The sequence below is a fragment of the Actinomadura sp. 1N219 genome (assembly GCF_044326405.1).
Lineage (GTDB): Bacteria > Actinomycetota > Actinomycetes > Streptosporangiales > Streptosporangiaceae > Spirillospora.
This window is the reverse complement of the sequence record NZ_JBIRAY010000002.1, coordinates 142101-156557: the sequence shown is the minus strand read 5'-3', so window position 1 is coordinate 156557 and position 14457 is coordinate 142101. Positions and strand designations below refer to the sequence as shown.

Annotated in this window: 17 protein-coding genes; 12 read left to right on the top strand and 5 right to left on the bottom strand. The window is 70.7% G+C overall.

Annotation, left to right across the window (positions count from 1 at the left end; translation table 11 throughout):
* Positions 1 to 14: 14 nt before the first annotated feature.
* The gene (locus ACH35V_RS09500; protein ID WP_395971326.1) at positions 15 to 929 is read left to right on the top strand and encodes a DsbA family protein; all 915 of its coding nucleotides are present in this window, start codon (positions 15 to 17) and stop codon (positions 927 to 929) included.
* Positions 930 to 983: 54 nt separating this feature from the next.
* Positions 984 to 1181, top strand: coding sequence for a hypothetical protein (locus ACH35V_RS09495; RefSeq protein ID WP_131970834.1), 198 nt, complete (start codon positions 984 to 986; stop codon positions 1179 to 1181).
* 77 nt (positions 1182 to 1258) lie between these two features.
* Here the strand turns inward: ACH35V_RS09495 and ACH35V_RS09490 are convergent, their stop codons facing one another.
* Positions 1259 to 2260: an aldo/keto reductase family protein gene (locus tag ACH35V_RS09490; protein WP_395971324.1), complete on the bottom strand. Its 1002-nt coding sequence runs from the start codon at positions 2258 to 2260 to the stop codon at positions 1259 to 1261.
* 30 nt (positions 2261 to 2290) lie between these two features.
* A complete protein-coding gene (locus ACH35V_RS09485; RefSeq protein ID WP_395971322.1) occupies positions 2291 to 2866 on the bottom strand; it encodes a DUF3043 domain-containing protein in 576 nt (191 codons plus the stop codon).
* A 132-nt stretch (positions 2867 to 2998) separates the two neighbouring features.
* Here ACH35V_RS09485 and ACH35V_RS09480 point away from each other — a divergent pair, with 132 nt between their 5' ends.
* The 6 genes from ACH35V_RS09480 (at position 2999) to ACH35V_RS09455 (ending at position 7292) form a co-directional block, all read left to right on the top strand.
* On the top strand, positions 2999 to 3811 hold the full coding sequence (locus ACH35V_RS09480; RefSeq protein WP_395971320.1) for a PspA/IM30 family protein: 813 nt from the start codon (positions 2999 to 3001) through the stop codon (positions 3809 to 3811).
* Complete coding sequence (locus ACH35V_RS09475; protein WP_395971318.1) at positions 3808 to 4086, top strand: hypothetical protein; 279 nt, start codon at positions 3808 to 3810, stop codon at positions 4084 to 4086. Before ACH35V_RS09480 ends, ACH35V_RS09475 begins: the two co-directional genes overlap by 4 nt.
* 122 nt (positions 4087 to 4208) lie before the next feature.
* The gene (gene htpX / locus ACH35V_RS09470; RefSeq protein WP_395971316.1) at positions 4209 to 5126 is read left to right on the top strand and encodes a zinc metalloprotease HtpX; all 918 of its coding nucleotides are present in this window, start codon (positions 4209 to 4211) and stop codon (positions 5124 to 5126) included.
* A 3-nt stretch (positions 5127 to 5129) separates the two neighbouring features.
* Positions 5130 to 5699, top strand: a complete 570-nt coding sequence (locus ACH35V_RS09465) for a hypothetical protein (protein ID WP_395971314.1) — start codon at positions 5130 to 5132, stop codon at positions 5697 to 5699.
* A 68-nt stretch (positions 5700 to 5767) separates the two neighbouring features.
* A complete protein-coding gene (locus ACH35V_RS09460; RefSeq protein WP_395971313.1) occupies positions 5768 to 6685 on the top strand; it encodes a M48 family metalloprotease in 918 nt (305 codons plus the stop codon).
* A gap of 1 nt (position 6686) precedes the next feature.
* Positions 6687 to 7292 carry a hypothetical protein gene (locus ACH35V_RS09455; protein WP_395971312.1) on the top strand — a complete coding sequence of 202 codons (606 nt, stop codon included), beginning with the start codon at positions 6687 to 6689 and terminating at the stop codon, positions 7290 to 7292.
* 7 nt (positions 7293 to 7299) lie between these two features.
* Here the strand turns inward: ACH35V_RS09455 and nadA are convergent, their stop codons facing one another.
* The gene (nadA, locus tag ACH35V_RS09450; protein WP_395971311.1) at positions 7300 to 8454 is read right to left on the bottom strand and encodes a quinolinate synthase NadA; all 1155 of its coding nucleotides are present in this window, start codon (positions 8452 to 8454) and stop codon (positions 7300 to 7302) included.
* A 237-nt stretch (positions 8455 to 8691) separates the two neighbouring features.
* Here nadA and ACH35V_RS09445 point away from each other — a divergent pair, with 237 nt between their 5' ends.
* Together ACH35V_RS09445 and ACH35V_RS09440 are read left to right on the top strand one after the other, a co-directional pair.
* On the top strand, positions 8692 to 9054 hold the full coding sequence (locus ACH35V_RS09445) for a HesB/IscA family protein (protein WP_395971310.1): 363 nt from the start codon (positions 8692 to 8694) through the stop codon (positions 9052 to 9054).
* A gap of 230 nt (positions 9055 to 9284) precedes the next feature.
* Positions 9285 to 10271, top strand: coding sequence for a carbohydrate kinase family protein (locus ACH35V_RS09440; protein WP_395971308.1), 987 nt, complete (start codon positions 9285 to 9287; stop codon positions 10269 to 10271).
* A gap of 57 nt (positions 10272 to 10328) precedes the next feature.
* Here the strand turns inward: ACH35V_RS09440 and ACH35V_RS09435 are convergent, their stop codons facing one another.
* Positions 10329 to 10640: a sulfurtransferase TusA family protein gene (locus tag ACH35V_RS09435; protein ID WP_395971306.1), complete on the bottom strand. Its 312-nt coding sequence runs from the start codon at positions 10638 to 10640 to the stop codon at positions 10329 to 10331.
* On the bottom strand, positions 10637 to 11836 hold the full coding sequence (locus ACH35V_RS09430; protein WP_395971305.1) for a cysteine desulfurase family protein: 1200 nt from the start codon (positions 11834 to 11836) through the stop codon (positions 10637 to 10639). Before ACH35V_RS09430 ends, ACH35V_RS09435 begins: the two co-directional genes overlap by 4 nt.
* A gap of 163 nt (positions 11837 to 11999) precedes the next feature.
* Between ACH35V_RS09430 and coxB the strand changes: the two genes are divergently transcribed.
* Both coxB and ctaD read left to right on the top strand, forming a co-directional pair.
* A complete protein-coding gene (coxB, locus tag ACH35V_RS09425; RefSeq protein ID WP_395971304.1) occupies positions 12000 to 12791 on the top strand; it encodes a cytochrome c oxidase subunit II in 792 nt (263 codons plus the stop codon).
* Complete coding sequence (ctaD, locus tag ACH35V_RS09420) at positions 12788 to 14455, top strand: cytochrome c oxidase subunit I (protein ID WP_395971303.1); 1668 nt, start codon at positions 12788 to 12790, stop codon at positions 14453 to 14455. Before coxB ends, ctaD begins: the two co-directional genes overlap by 4 nt.
* The last annotated feature ends 2 nt before the right edge of the window (positions 14456 to 14457 follow it).

Here is a 14457-nt window from a genome sequence, read left to right as displayed (position 1 = left end):
ATCAGGAGGTCCAGGTGGGCTACCCCCCGAACGCGCCGTGGCCGGGCGGCCAAGGTCAGGGCGCGCAGCCGCCCCATGGTGCGCAGCCGCCCTACGGCCCGCCTCCCGTCCCGCCGAGCGGCCCCCCGCCGCCCGGCGGCCCCGGCTGGCAGCCAGGCGCGCCCGGCCCTCCTGGCCCGTTCGGGCCGCCGCCTCCCGGACGCAAGGGCGGCGCCGCACTGGCGATCGCCCTGATAGGCGGCGGTCTCGTCGTGGTCCTGGTCCTGGTCGCGGCCGTCTTCCTGTACGTCCAGGGCGGCGAGGAAGGGGGCGGCGGCGGTGGCGGCGGCGACGTTCAGCTAAAGGTCGGGCAGATCGCCGGAGGCGCGGAGGCCACGCCGCTCGCCGACGGCAGCCTGGCGATGGCGCGTCCCGGCGTCACGACCCCCGTCGTCGACGTCTACGAGGACTTCGCCTGCCCGCACTGCGGCACGTTCGACCGCATGCACGACCCGATGCTCAAGCAGCTGGCCGTCTCCGGACGCGCCAAGGTCGTCTTCCACCCGATGGTCATCTTCGGTGAGAGCGTCCAGCCCGCGCACGGCAACGCGGTCCGGGCCGCGGCGGCGCTGCGCTGCGTCGGCGACGGCGCACGCTGGCTCTCCTACCAGGACGCCCTCTACTCCCGCCAGCCCGCGACCCTCTCCACACAGGGCTACGCGACGTCGGAGCTGATCTCCTACGCCGCGGGCCTCGGGCTCACCGGCGACGGGTTCACGTCCTGCGTCCGGAACCAGCGTTACGCCGAGAGCGTGAAGACCGTCAGCAAGGGCCTCATCGCGTCCGGGGTTCAGGGCACGCCCAGCGTGCGGGTGAACGGCCGCACGCTCGACAAGTCCGACACCGACACCGCGGACGCGCTGCGCCGCGCCATCGAGGCCGCGTCCTGACGGAACCGCGGCGCGGAGGGGCTAGTCTCACCGCGACGAGGGAGGTCGAACGCGATGGCGTGGAGCTGGCGTCTGGAGAAGGCCGACGGGCGCATGGTCGGCATGTCGGAGGAGACCTTCTCCACCCAGGCGGACGCGGAGAGCTGGCTGGGCGAGAACTGGCGGGGGCTGCGCGCCGACGACGTCGACACGGTGACCCTGCTGGACGGCGAGTCGGTCGTGTACGAGATGAGCCTGCTCGAACCCGAATGACGGGATGACGGGAAGACGGGCAAGGGCCGCGGAGCAGGTGCTCCGCGGCCCTTCCGCGTAACGGTTCAGCGACGAGTTCAGGGGCGCCGGGGCGGGCTGACCGTGTTCGCCGGATCGCGGATGACGACCGGGTCGAGGACCTCGTCGATCCGCTTCAGCACGCCGGCGTCCAGCTTCACGCCCGCCGCCCGCGCGTTGTCGGCGACCTGCTCCGGACGGGAGGCCCCCACGATCGCCGACGCGACGTTCGGGTTCTGCAGCGTCCAGGCGATCGCGAGCTGCGCCATCGACAGCCCGAGGTCGTCCGCGATCGGCTTCAGCTCCTGCACGCGGGCCAGCAGGTCGTCGGTGAGGAAGCGCTTGATCATGTCGGCGCCGCCCTTGTCGTCGGTGGCGCGCGACCCGGCCGGCAGCGGCTGCCCCGGCTTGTACTTGCCGGTCAGGACGCCCTGCCCGATCGGCGACCAGACGATCTGGCCGACGCCCTCGCGCTCGCACAGCGGGACGATCTCGCCCTCGATCACCCGCCACAGCATCGAGTACTGCGGCTGGTTGGAGATGATCCGGTCGAAGCCCATCTCGTCGGCGATCTTGAGGGCCCGCTCGATCTCGTCCGCCCGCCACTCCGACACGCCGACGTACAGGACCTTGCCCTGCCGGACGAGGTCGTCGAACGCCCGCATCGTCTCCTCGAGCGGCGTCTCGTGGTCGAACCGGTGGGCCTGGTACAGGTCGATGTAGTCGGTCTCCAGGCGGCGGAGGGAACCGTTGACCGACTCGACGATGTGCTTGCGCGACAGCCCGCGGTCGTTCACGCCGGGCCCGGTGGGCCAGAAGACCTTGGTGAAGATCTCCAGCCCCTCGCGGCGCTGCCCCTTGAGCGCGCGTCCGAGGACCGCCTCGGCGCGCGTGCCCGCGTAGACGTCCGCGGTGTCGAAGGTGGTGATCCCCTCGTCGAGGGCGGCGCGCACGCACGCGCGTGCCGCGTCCTCCTCGACCTGGGAGCCGTGGGTGAGCCAGTTGCCGTACGCGATCTCGCTGACCTTCAGACCGCTCCGGCCCAGGTATCGGAACTCCATGCCCCCGACCCTAGTCCGCCGGTCGCGCGATCAGATCTTGTCCTTCTCGCCTACCCGGACCTGCGGGTTCGGCACGCGGAGCCGGCGGATCTGCATGGCGCGCATCGCCGCGTACAGGCCGACGCCCTTCACGTCCTCGTCGGGGTACCGCTCGGCGGCGAGCCGCTTGATGCCGCGGCTCAGCAGCAGGCCCTCGGCGAACACGGCGACGAGCAGCAGCGGCGGCGCGAACAGCACCAGCAGCCGCGCCACCGGGATCGGGAGCATGCTCAGCAGCACGATCGCGAACATGGCGTACATCAGGTACGAGCCGACCGTGCGTCGCGAGTCGACGTAGTTGCGGGCGAGCCGGCGGACGGGACCCTTGTCCCGCTTGAGCAGGTGCTTCTCGTCACCCTTCGCCATGCCCTGGCGCGCCTTGGCGCGATCGGCCGCCTGCCGCTCCCTGACCTTGCGGTACGCCTCCTTGCGGGAGGACGGCGCGGTGATCGGCTGGCGGTTGCGCTTTTCGGCTTCCTTGCGCTTGGGCGTGGGACGGCCCTTGCCTTCCGGCTTTACTACCTCAGGAGGATTCGCCGGGGCCTCCGGGGTACGACGCTTGAACACGGGATCAGACTACCGGCTGCGAACATCGTGGCTGCCTCGCGCGTTAACGCGTAGGGTGATAAGAACCCCAGCAGTGGTCATTGAGCCCAGTTCACGACTGAGGCGACAGCACGAAGGGACCGGCGCCGCGCGATGAGCGTGATGAAGCGAATGTCGATGATCTTCAAGTCCAAGGCGAACAGGGCCCTGGACCGCATGGAGGATCCCCGCGAGACCCTCGATTACTCCTACCAGCGACAGCTGGAGATGCTGCAGAAGGTCCGTCGGGGGGTCGCCGACGTCGCCACTTCGCGCAAGCGTCTCGAACTGCAGATCAATCAGCTCGAAGGGCAGCAGACCAAGCTGACCGACCAGGGCAAGAAGGCGTTGCAGGTCGGCCGGGAAGACCTGGCCCGCGAGGCGCTGACCCGCCGGGCCGGGCTGGAGAGCCAGCTGAACGACCTGCGCGGCCAGTACCAGCAGCTGCAGGGCGAGGAGGAGAAGCTGACGCTCGCCTCCCAGCGGCTGCAGGCCAAGGTCGACTCCTTCCGCACCCGCAAGGAGACGATCAAGGCGACCTACACCGCCGCCGAGGCGCAGACCAAGATCAACGAGGCGTTCTCCGGCATCTCCGAGGAGATGGGCGACGTCGGCCTCGCGATCCAGCGCGCCGAGGAGAAGACCGACACCATGAAGGCCCGCGCCGGCGCGATCGACGAGCTGCTGGCGTCCGGCGCCCTGGAGGACTTCTCCGGTCCGAAGGACGACATCCAGGCCGAGCTCGACCGGATGGGCTCCGGCCCCGGCGTCGACCTCGAACTGGAGCAGCTGAAGGCCGAGCTCGGCCAGGCCCCCGCGCCGAAGGAGCTGAACCAGGGCAACGCGACCGCGCAGCCGCAGCAGCAGGACACCCCCCAGCAGGCTCCCCAGGTGAACTGGCAGGAGAAGCCCGGGGGTGCCCAGTGATCGTCCGCCTGATGGGCGAGGGCCAGCTGGACGTGGCCGCAGAAGACCTGTCCGCTCTCAACGCGCTCGACGACGAACTGGAGTCGGCGATCGAGTCGGGCGACGAGACGGCCTTCCGCGCCGCGCTGCACGCGCTGCTGGAGAACGTCCGCAAGGTGGGCAAGCCGCTTGCGGCCGACAGCCTGGCGCCGTCCGAGCTGATCCTCCCGCCGGCCGACGCGCACATCGACGAGGTCCGCGCGATGCTGGGGGACGAAGGGCTGATTCCCGACTGACACGGATTCCCGACTGACACGGACGCCCCCCGGCGCCGGCCGAACCGGACAGTCAGGCACAAAATCGGGGTCCCGCGCGTTGAACAACTGAACACCATCGGGGAAGCACAGGGGGTGGCCGCATGGCCAGAACGCGATACGCCTCCGATCGGGGGCTGACCTCGCGGATGCTCGTGACGATGTTCCTGCTGGGGCTGGTCTATGTCGTCGCCGTGGGGGCGTTCTTCGTGTTCCTGCCGCAGTGGGCGTTCATCGCGCTCGCCGCCGCGGCGGTCTTCCTGCTCGCCCAGTACTTCTTCTCGGACAAGATGACGCTGTTCGCCATGCACGGGCGCGTCGTCACCCCGGAGGAGGCGCCCGAGCTGCACGGCGTCGTCGACCGCATCTGCGCGATGTCGGACGCCCCGAAGCCGAGGGTCGCGATCGCCGACACCGACGTGCCCAACGCGTTCGCCACCGGACGGAACCAGAAGAAGGCCGTCGTCTGCGTCACCACCGGGCTGCTGCGCCGGCTCGACCCGGTCGAGCTCGAGGGCGTCCTCGCCCACGAGATGGCGCACGTCGCGCACAAGGACGTCGCGGTCATGACGATCGCGTCGTTCCTCGGCATCTGCGCGGGCCTGATCACCCGGATCGGCCTGCAGATCGGCCTGTTCGGCGGGTTCGGCCGCCGCAGCAACGACCAGAACACCGGGCTCATCCTGCTCGCCGTGGTCGCCGCGAGCGCGCTCGCCTACGCCGTCAGCTTCATGCTCACCCGGGCCCTGTCGCGCTACCGGGAGCTGTCCGCCGACCGCGCCGCCGCGCTCCTGACGGGCCGCCCGTCCGCGCTGGCCAGCGCGCTGACGAAGGTCAACGGGGAGATCGCGCGGATCCCGACGAACGACCTGCGGTCCGCGCAGGCGTTCAACGCGTTCTTCTTCACCCCGGCGCTCGGCAAGGGCTTCAGCGTCTCGTCGCTGTTCTCCACCCACCCCTCGCTCGACAAGCGGCTCGCCCAGCTCTCGAAGATCTCCGAGCAGCTCAGCAGGGGAGTCTGATCCGTGGGCTTCCTGGACACGCTGCTCGGCCGCTCCAAGCCCGCCAAACCCGACCTCGACCGGCTGTTCGCGCTGTCGTCGGCCGCCATCACGCTGGAGGCCGCGACGGGGTTCGTCCCGACCGGGCTCGGCTCGGTGTGCTTCCGCGCGGCGGAGGGCGGCGCGTTCGCGCGGCTGCAGCGCGACGTCCAGGAGCTGCTGGACGCCGACGAGGGCCCCAAGGTCGAGATCAGCACCGACACCTTCGGCTACACCTGGCTGCTCACGACGCACCGTCCGGACGAGCTGCCCGACCTCGTCACCGACCTGCACGCCGTGAACGCGACGCTGGAGTCCGGCGGGTTCGGCCCGCACCTGCTCTGCTCGCTGGCGGGCTTCCGTGGCCCGGACGGGCAGCGCCTGGCGCTCGTCTACCGCTACAAGAGCGGCACGTTCTACCCCTTCGCGCCGCTGCCCGGCGACAAGCGCGACAACGCGCTCGAACTGCAGGTGCGCAGCGCGGTGGGGGCCGACCTCCCGTTCGAGGACGACCTCGGCCGCTGGTTCCCCGTCTGGGGCGCCCCCGGCCTGTGACGGGCCCGTGACCAGGCTGTGTGTCTTCAGACGCTGAACGGCGTCCAAGATCGGCGTAATGTCGGGACATGGCGCCCTCCCGTGACGCACCCGACTCCGGACTGACCTGGCGGATGCTCGCCACGGCGGTCCTGGTCGCGCTCGTGTACGCGGCGGCCGTGCTGCCCGCGTTCCTCGCCGGTCCGGTGTGGGGCGCGGTCGCCGCGGTCGTCGCGGTCGCCGTCGCGGTGCTCTCCGCCCGCGCCGCCGACCGGCTGGCCCTCTACGCGATGGACGCCCGCCTCGTCGCCTCCGACGAGGAGCCCGAGCTGCACGCCGTCGTCGACCGGCTGTGCATGTCGTCCGGCCTGCCGAAGCCGCGCCTCGCCGTGTCCGCGCTGGACATGCCGAACGCCTTCGCCGCCGGGTCGGGACCGGGCTCGGCGGTGGTGTGCGTCACCGACGGGCTCCGCGCCCGCCTCGAACCGGCCGAGCTCGCCGCCGTCCTCGCCCACGAGATCGCGCACGTCGCCAACCGGGACGTGCTCGTCACCGCGATCGCGTCGTTCCCCGGCATGTGCGCCGGGCTGTTCCTCGGCTGGTGGACGGGCCTGATCACCGGCCGCGGCCGGTACGGCGCCGGACGCGCCGCCGCCCTGCTGGCCGGGGTCGTGCTGCTGCCGCTCGGGGTGGCGGCGGCGGTCCTGTTCGCGGCGGGGACCCTCGTCGGGCTCGCCCTGTCCCGGCACCGGGAGCTGTGCGCCGACTCCACCGGCGCGGTGCTGACGGGCCGTCCCGGCGATCTCGCGTCCGCGCTCGGCAAGGTCACCGAGGTGATCCGGGACGCGTCCCGCGAGGACCTGCGGGCGCTGCGCCCGGTGAGCGGCCTGTGCGTGGTCGCGGTGCGCGGCGGCGGCGTGGAGACGCTGCTGTCCAGCCATCCGCCGCTGGAGCGGCGCACGGAGCGGCTGTCGGCCATCTCCTGGCGGCTCGAGAGCGGCGGCTGACGTGGGCGTCCTGGACGGGCTGCTCGGCCGTCCCGTGCCGCCCGGCCTGCCCGATCTCGACCGGCTGTTCGCGCTGCCCGCCGCCGCGACGGCGCTGGAGGCCGCGACCGGGTTCGCCCCGACCGGCGCGGGCGCCGTCTGCCACCGCCTCGTCGAGGGCGGCACGTTCGGCGCGTTCGGCCGCGCGCAGCGGGACGTCGCCCGCCTCCTGGGAGCCGACGGCGGCCGTGAGTCGGGCCTGAGCGCGGGGCCCCACGGCTGGGGCTGGGCGCAGGTCACACGGCCGCCGGACGCGTTCGACCGGCTCGTCGCCGACCTGCACATGGTCAACTCCACGCTGACCGCCGCCGGATACGGGCCCTACCTGCTGTGCTCGGTCGTCTCCTTCCGCCGGGACGACGGCCCCCAGCGGCTCTTCCTGGTCCATTCGCCCGGCCGCGGGACGTTCTACCCGTTCGCGCCGCGCCCGCCCGACGTGGCGTCGGCGGAGCACCGCCGCAACAACACGGTCGAGACGAGCGCCCGCGACGCGCTCGCGGGCGAACTGGACATCGAGCCCGACACCGGCCGGTGGTTCCCGGTCTGGGACGCCCCCGGCCTGTCCTAGATCCTGCTCAGGGGAGGGCGAGCATCTGGTCGAGGGCGGCGCGGGCGTAGTGCGCGGTCTCCTCGTCCACCTCGATGATGTTCTCGACCCGTCCGGCCGCCAGCGACTCCAGCGCCAGCACCAGGTGCGGCAGGTCGATCCGGTTCATCGTCGAGCAGTAGCAGACGGCCTTGTCGAGGAACATGACGTTCTTGTCCGGGTGGGCGTTCGCGAGCCGCCGGACGAGGTTCAGCTCGGTGCCCACCGCCCAGGACGAGCCGGGCTCCGCGGCCTCGATGGTCTTGATGATGTACTCGGTCGAGCCGATCTGGTCGGCGGCCGTGACGACCTCGTGCTTGCACTCGGGGTGGACGAGGACGTTCACGCCGGGAACGCGCGCCCGGACGTCGTCCACCGCCTCCGTGGTGAACCGCCCGTGCACGGAGCAGTGGCCGCGCCAGAGGATCATCTTGGCGTCCCGCACCTGCTGCTGCGTGAGGCCGCCCTCGCGGCGGTGCGGGCTGTAGACGACGCAGTCGTCCAGCGAGAAGCCCATCTCCAGGACGGCCGTGTTGCGCCCGAGGTGCTGGTCGGGCAGGAACAGAACCTTCTTGCCCTTCCCGTAGGCCCAGTCCAGGGCGCGCTTGGCGTTGGACGAGGTGCACACCACGCCGCCGTGCCGTCCGACGAAGCCCTTGATGTCGGCGGACGAGTTCATGTACGTGACCGGGATCACGTCGTCGGCGACGCCCGCGTCCTCAAGGCTTTCCCAGCATTCCTCGACCTGGTCGAACGTCGCCATGTCGGCCATCGAGCAGCCCGCGCCGAGGTCGGGCAGGATCACCCGCTGGTGCCCGGCGGTCAGGATGTCGGCCGATTCCGCCATGAAATGGACGCCGCAGAACACGATGTACGGCGCCTCCGGACGGGCCGCCGCCTGCTGGGCCAGCTTGAACGAGTCGCCGGTGACGTCCGCGAACTGGATGACCTCGTCCCGCTGGTAGTGGTGGCCGAGCACGAACACCCGCTCGCCCAGGGCGGCCTTGGCGGCGCGGGCGCGCTCGACGAGCGCGGGGTCGGAGGCCGGCGGCAGCTCGCCCGGACAGTCCACGCCGCGCTCGGTGGCGGGGTCGGCGGCGCTGCCGAGGAGCAGCAGCGGAAGGTCGCGCACTGGGGTGGTCACGGCGTGTCTCCCTTCGGCGACGGGGCTTATCGTCGCTTTGACGACTAATGATGGCACATCCGAGGCCTGCCCATGATGTGACGTAGACCGCACCGTCCACGGGCGTTAGACATGGCCGGGAAGCGGAATGGGCCTATGGCGAGGTACGTTGTTCTACGGGAAGGGGCGTACGCGTCCTGGAGGACAAGCGACAGGCCGCCGCCGCGCGCGGCGCAGCGAGACCCGGGAGCTGAACATATGACGGTTTCAGGCGAGACCACGCAGGAGACCACGCAGCAGGGCGTCGTCCTCACCGACGCCGCCGCCGAGAAGGCCAGGGGCCTGCTCGAGCAGGAAGGCCGCGACGACCTTGCGCTGCGTGTCGCCGTGCAGCCGGGCGGCTGCTCCGGCCTGATCTACCAGCTCTTCTTCGACGAGCGGGAAATGGACGGCGACCAGATCCAGGACTTCGACGGCCTGGCCGTCCGCGTCGACCGGATGAGCGCCCCCTACCTCACCGGCGCCACCATCGACTTCGTCGACTCGATCGAGAAGCAGGGCTTCACGATCGACAACCCGAACGCGTCCGGCTCCTGCGCGTGCGGCGACTCCTTCAACTGAGCCGATCCGCCTGACGCGCGGGCCCGCCGGACGGGTCCGCGCCACCGAGCGTCGAGGGGCGGGCTGGGCTGACGCCCGGCCCGCCCCTTTCGCTGCCCTGGCTCCGGGCCCGGTCCGCAATCTCTCGGGCTGCGCTCCAGCGTCAATCTATGGTGCGATGGGAAAGTACTCTTTCCGGGTCCGTAACAGCCGGTGAACAGCCGGACGACCACCACGAGGAGAGCGACGCAGTGCGCATCGCCGTGACTGGCTCCATCGCGACCGACCATCTGATGACCTTCCCAGGAAGATTCACCGACCAGTTCCTGCCCGACCAGATGGACCGCGTGTCGCTGTCGTTCCTGGTGGACGAGCTGGACATCCGCCGCGGCGGCATCGGCGCCAACATCTGCTTCGGCATGGGCAACCTCGGCAAGGAGTCGATCCTCGTCGGCTCCGTCGGCGACGACTTCGCCGACTACCGCTCCTGGCTCGAACGGCACGCGGTCGACACCGCGTCCGTGCACGTGTCCGAGCTGCACCACACGGCCCGGTTCCTGTGCACCACGGACCAGGACCAGAACCAGATCGCGACGTTCTACGCCGGCGCGATGAGCGAGGCCCGCTCCATCGAGCTGCGGCCCGTCGCCGACCGCGTCGGCGGCCTCGACCTCGTGATCGTCAGCCCGAACGACCCCGAGGCGATGCTGCGGCACACCGACGAGTGCCGCAGCCGCGGCATCCCGTTCGCCGCCGACCCGTCCCAGCAGCTCGCCCGCATGGACGGCGCCGACGTCCGCCGCCTCATCGACGGCGCCGCGTACCTGTTCAGCAACGAGTACGAGAAGGCGCTCGCGGAGGAGAAGACCGGCTGGTCCGGCGAGGAGATCCTGGACCGCGTCGGCATCCGGATAACCACCCTCGGCGCCAAGGGCGCCGTCATCGACCGCAAGGGCGTGGAGGGCCTGCACGTGCCCGGCGTCCCCGTCGAGAAGGTCGTAGACCCGACCGGCGTCGGCGACGCGTTCCGCGGCGGTTTCCTGTCCGCGCTCGCCTGGGAGCTTCCGCTCGAACGCGCCGCGCAGGTCGGCCACACCATCGCCGCGCACGCCCTGGAGGCCGCGGGCCCGCAGGAGTACTCCCTGGCCCGCCAGTCGTTCCTCGACCGCTTCGCCGCCGCGTACGGCTCCGACGCCGCCGCCGACGTCGCTCCCCACCTCACCTGCCCGAACCCGTAAGGGGAAGCCAACGTAGAAGGGCCGCGCCTTCACGGCGCGGCCCTTCTACGTTGCGGCTCAGTACGTCCGGCGGATGTGGAATCCCCAGCCGCCCTGCTGGAGGGTCTCCTCCCAGACGAAGTCCTGCGACTTCATGCGGCACCAGGCGGGGACGTCGGTGCGGGCGGCGGCGTCGTCGGCGAGGACGGCGACGATCTGGCCGACCGGGACCTCGCGGATCCGCTCGGCCAGCATGATGATCGGGATCGGGCATTTGCGGCCGAGCGCGTCGATGACCAGGACGGGCGGCGGCGCGGCCGGCTCGGCGGCGGCGGGCGGCGCGGCGCCGCCCGCGGACGCCCCGCTCTTGGCGCGGCCTCGGAACCTCATGGGCGCGACCGCCTCCCTGTGTCGACGTTGCCCGACCCCGTCTCGAAGTCGTCCAGCGCTGTCCGGCGGAGGCGGCCGACGGCGCCGGGCAGCACGGTCAGGAACCGGTCGACGTCCGCCGAACGGACGCCACGCGGCAGCGATACCCGCACGTTCCCGTGGGTAATCACGCCCATCGCCTCCAGCACATGACTGGGACGCAGCGTATCCGCCGTGCATGAACTTCCGGAGGAAACGGCGAAACCCAGCCTGTCCAGTTCGGTCAGCAGCGCCTCGCCCTCCACGTACAGGCACGAGAACGTCACCAGGTGCGGCAGCCGCCGGACGGGGTCGCCGACGACCTCCACGTCGGCGACGGCACGCGGCACCTCCGCGCGGATGCGGTCCACGAGGGACGAGAGGCGCGCCGCGTCCGCAGCCATGTCCGCGCGGAACGCCTCCAGCGCGGCGGCGGCCGCCACGATTCCCGGGACGTTCTCGAACCCGGGCACGCGGCGCTGCTCCCGCTCGTCGTCCGGCAGCGGAGAACGCCACCGAGTGCCCTTGCGGACGGCGAACACCCCGACACCCGCGGGCCCGCCCCACTTGTGGGCGCTGCCGGCGAGGAAGGACCAACCGCCGGGGACGTCCGTCCGTCCCAGGGACTGCGCGGCGTCGACGAAGAGAGGCACGCGCGCGGCGCGACACGCCTCGGCGACCTCCGCGACGGGCTGGACCGTCCCGACCTCATGGTTGGCCGATTGCAGGCACGCGAGCGCGGTGTCCGGACGCAGCGCCGCCGCGAACTCGCCGGGGTCGACGCGGCCCGCCCGGTCGACGCCGACGACGGTCACCTCGCCGCCGTCGCGCTCGTGCGCCTCGGCGGCGTGCAGGACGCTGGAGTGCTCCACCGCGCTCACCACCAGGTGCCGCCCGACCCGCCGGCGCGCCCGGAGCCCGCCGAGCACGGCCAGGTGCACCGCCTGCGTGCCCGACGACGTGAACGACACCTCGTCCGCACGGGCGCCCAGGACCTCGGCCACCCGGGCGCGGGCCCGGTCGAGGAGCACCCGGGTGCCGCGGGCCGTCCCGTACAGCCGGGCGGGGTCGGCCCATCCGGCGTCGAGGGCCTCAAGGAGGGCCGACCGGGCCGCGGGATGCGGCGGCTCGGTGGACGCGGCATCGAGATAGACGCCCGGCGCGCTTGGATCGGCCACGCGGAAACACTAACCGGGCACCCGATCGGGGGTTCGCGCGACCCTCGCGCTAGTGTGTCCATCGCACATGTGACAACTGATCTCTCCGCCCGGCCGACCGGGCTTTCATCCGTGGGGAAGGCATTCCGTGAGTCCGACCCGCTCTAGGGAGCGGCGTACGCCTGTGCGCAGTCGCCGCGCATTGAAAAGCGCCGGCGCGCTGGGTCTGCTGGCGCTGTCAGCCACCGCGTGCAGCGGCAGCCGCCTGGGCATGCCCGAGCCGATCAGCGAGCAGGGCGAGCGCATGCTGCACCTGTGGCAGGGCTCCTGGATCGCGGCGTTCGCGGTCGGGGCCGTCGTCTGGGGCCTGATCATCTGGGCGATCCTGTTCCACCGCAAGCGCTCCGACGACCTGCCGCCGCAGGTCCGCTACAACATGCCGATCGAGATCCTCTACACGGCGGTCCCGTTCGTCATCATCGCGGTCCTGTTCTACTTCACGGCCCGGGACGAGAACTACGTCGAGAAGACCACCGCCAACCCCGCGGTCGTCGTCGACGTGACCGGGTTCCAGTGGAGCTGGCAGTTCGACTACAAGCAGAAGGACGCCACGGGCAAGGAGCAGCTCGTCGCGCGCGTCGTCGGCCAGCCCGTCGCGCCGAACGGGCCCGCGCCCGCCAAGCCGGTGATGACGATCCCCACGGGCCAGAAGATTCGTGTCCGCCTGCACTCCAACGACGTCATCCACTCGTTCTGGGTCCCGGCGCTGATCTACAAGAAGGACGTCATGCCCGGCTACGACAACGAGTTCGAGTTCACGGCGAACAAGACCGGCGTGTACGAGGGCCGCTGCGCCGAGCTCTGCGGTGTCGACCACAGCCGGATGCTGTTCCAGCTCAAGGTCGTGACGCCCCAGGAGTACACCAAGTACATCGCCGACTCGAAGGCCGCGCTCGCCGCCGGGGGTGCTCAGTGACCGCGACCAGTCACGCGCCCACCGCGACGCCCATCGGCCCGCGGACGAGCAAGGGCCGCATCCTCGCCTCGTGGCTGTCGTCCACCGACCACAAGGTGATCGGCTACCTCTACCTGATCACGTCGTTCTTCATGTTCCTGTTCGGTGGCGTCCTCGCGCTGGTGATGCGCGCGGAGCTGTTCGAGCCGGGCATGCAGGTCGTCAGCAACGAGCAGTTCAACCAGCTGTTCACCATGCACGGCACGATCATGCTGCTGATGTTCGCGACGCCGCTGTTCGCGGGCTTCACCAACGTCATCATGCCGCTGCAGATCGGCGCGCCCGACGTGGCGTTCCCGCGCATGAACATGCTGGCGTACTGGCTGTTCCTGTTCGGCAGCCTCATCGTCATCGCGGGCTTCCTGACCCCGGGCGGCGCGGCCAGCTTCGGCTGGTTCGCCTACGCCCCGCTGTCGGACGCGGTCCGCTCGCCGGGCATCGGCGGCGACATGTGGGTGATGGGCCTGGCGATGTCCGGGTTCGGCACCATCATGGGCGCCGTCAACTTCGTCACCACGATCCTGTGCATGCGCGCGCCCGGCATGACGATGTTCCGGATGCCGATCTTCACGTGGAACGTCCTGCTGACGTCCATCCTGGTGCTGATCGCGTTCCCGGTCCTCGCCGCGGCGCTGCTGGCGCTGGAGGCCGACCGCAAGCTCGGCGCACACATCTTCGACGCGTCGCACGGCGGCGCGCTGCTATGGCAACACCTGTTCTGGTTCTTCGGGCATCCGGAGGTCTATATCATCGCGTTGCCCTTCTTCGGCATCGTGACGGAGATCCTCCCGGTGTTCAGCCGGAAGCCGGTCTTCGGCTACATCGGACTGGTGTTCGCGACCATCAGCATCACCGGCCTGTCCATCACCGTGTGGGCGCACCACATGTTCGTCACCGGCCAGGTGCTGCTGCCGTTCTTCTCGTTCATGTCGTTCCTCATCGCCGTGCCCACGGGGGTGAAGTTCTTCAACTGGGTCGGGACGATCTGGCGAGGACAACTGACGTTCGAGTCGCCGATGCTATGGTCGCTCGGCTTCCTCGTGACGTTCCTGTTCGGCGGCCTCACCGGCGTCATCCTGGCGTCGCCGCCGATGGACTTCCAGCTGTCCGACTCCTACTTCGTGGTGGCGCACTTCCACTACGTCGTGTTCGGCACCGTGGTGTTCGCGATGTTCGCGGGCTTCTACTTCTGGTGGCCGAAGTGGACCGGCAAGATGCTGAACGACTTCCTCGGCAAGGTCCACTTCTGGCTGCTGTTCATCGGCTTCCACGGCACGTTCCTCGTCCAGCACTGGCTGGGCGCCGCGGGCATGCCCCGCCGGTACGCCGACTACCCGGACGAGTTCCACGGGCTGAACGAGATCTCCAGCATCTTCTCGCTCGTCCTCGGCGCGTCCATGCTGCCGTTCTTCTACAACGTGTACATCACGTGGAAGCGGGGCAAGCGCGTCGAGGTCGACGACCCGTGGGGCTACGGCGCGTCGCTGGAGTGGGCGACGTCGTGCCCGCCGCCGCGGCACAACTTCAACTCGATTCCGAAGATCCGTTCCGAGCGGCCGGCGTTCGACCTGCACCACCCGCATGTGGGCGCCAAGGGCGAGCTGGCCGGGACGAAGGGGGAGTAGCC

Bases quoted from the DNA above. Each gene is read 5' to 3' on its own strand.
- ACH35V_RS09495 (WP_131970834.1), top strand. From the start codon at position 984: ATGGCGTGGAGCTGGCGTCTGGAGAAGGCCGACGGGCGCATGGTCGGC.
- ACH35V_RS09490 (WP_395971324.1), bottom strand. From the start codon at position 2,260: ATGGAGTTCCGATACCTGGGCCGGAGCGGTCTGAAGGTCAGCGAGATC.
- ACH35V_RS09480 (WP_395971320.1), top strand. From the start codon at position 2,999: ATGAGCGTGATGAAGCGAATGTCGATGATCTTCAAGTCCAAGGCGAAC.
- htpX (WP_395971316.1), top strand. From the start codon at position 4,209: ATGGCCAGAACGCGATACGCCTCCGATCGGGGGCTGACCTCGCGGATG.
- ACH35V_RS09460 (WP_395971313.1), top strand. From the start codon at position 5,768: ATGGCGCCCTCCCGTGACGCACCCGACTCCGGACTGACCTGGCGGATG.
- ACH35V_RS09445 (WP_395971310.1), top strand. From the start codon at position 8,692: ATGACGGTTTCAGGCGAGACCACGCAGGAGACCACGCAGCAGGGCGTC.
- ACH35V_RS09435 (WP_395971306.1), bottom strand. From the start codon at position 10,640: ATGAGGTTCCGAGGCCGCGCCAAGAGCGGGGCGTCCGCGGGCGGCGCC.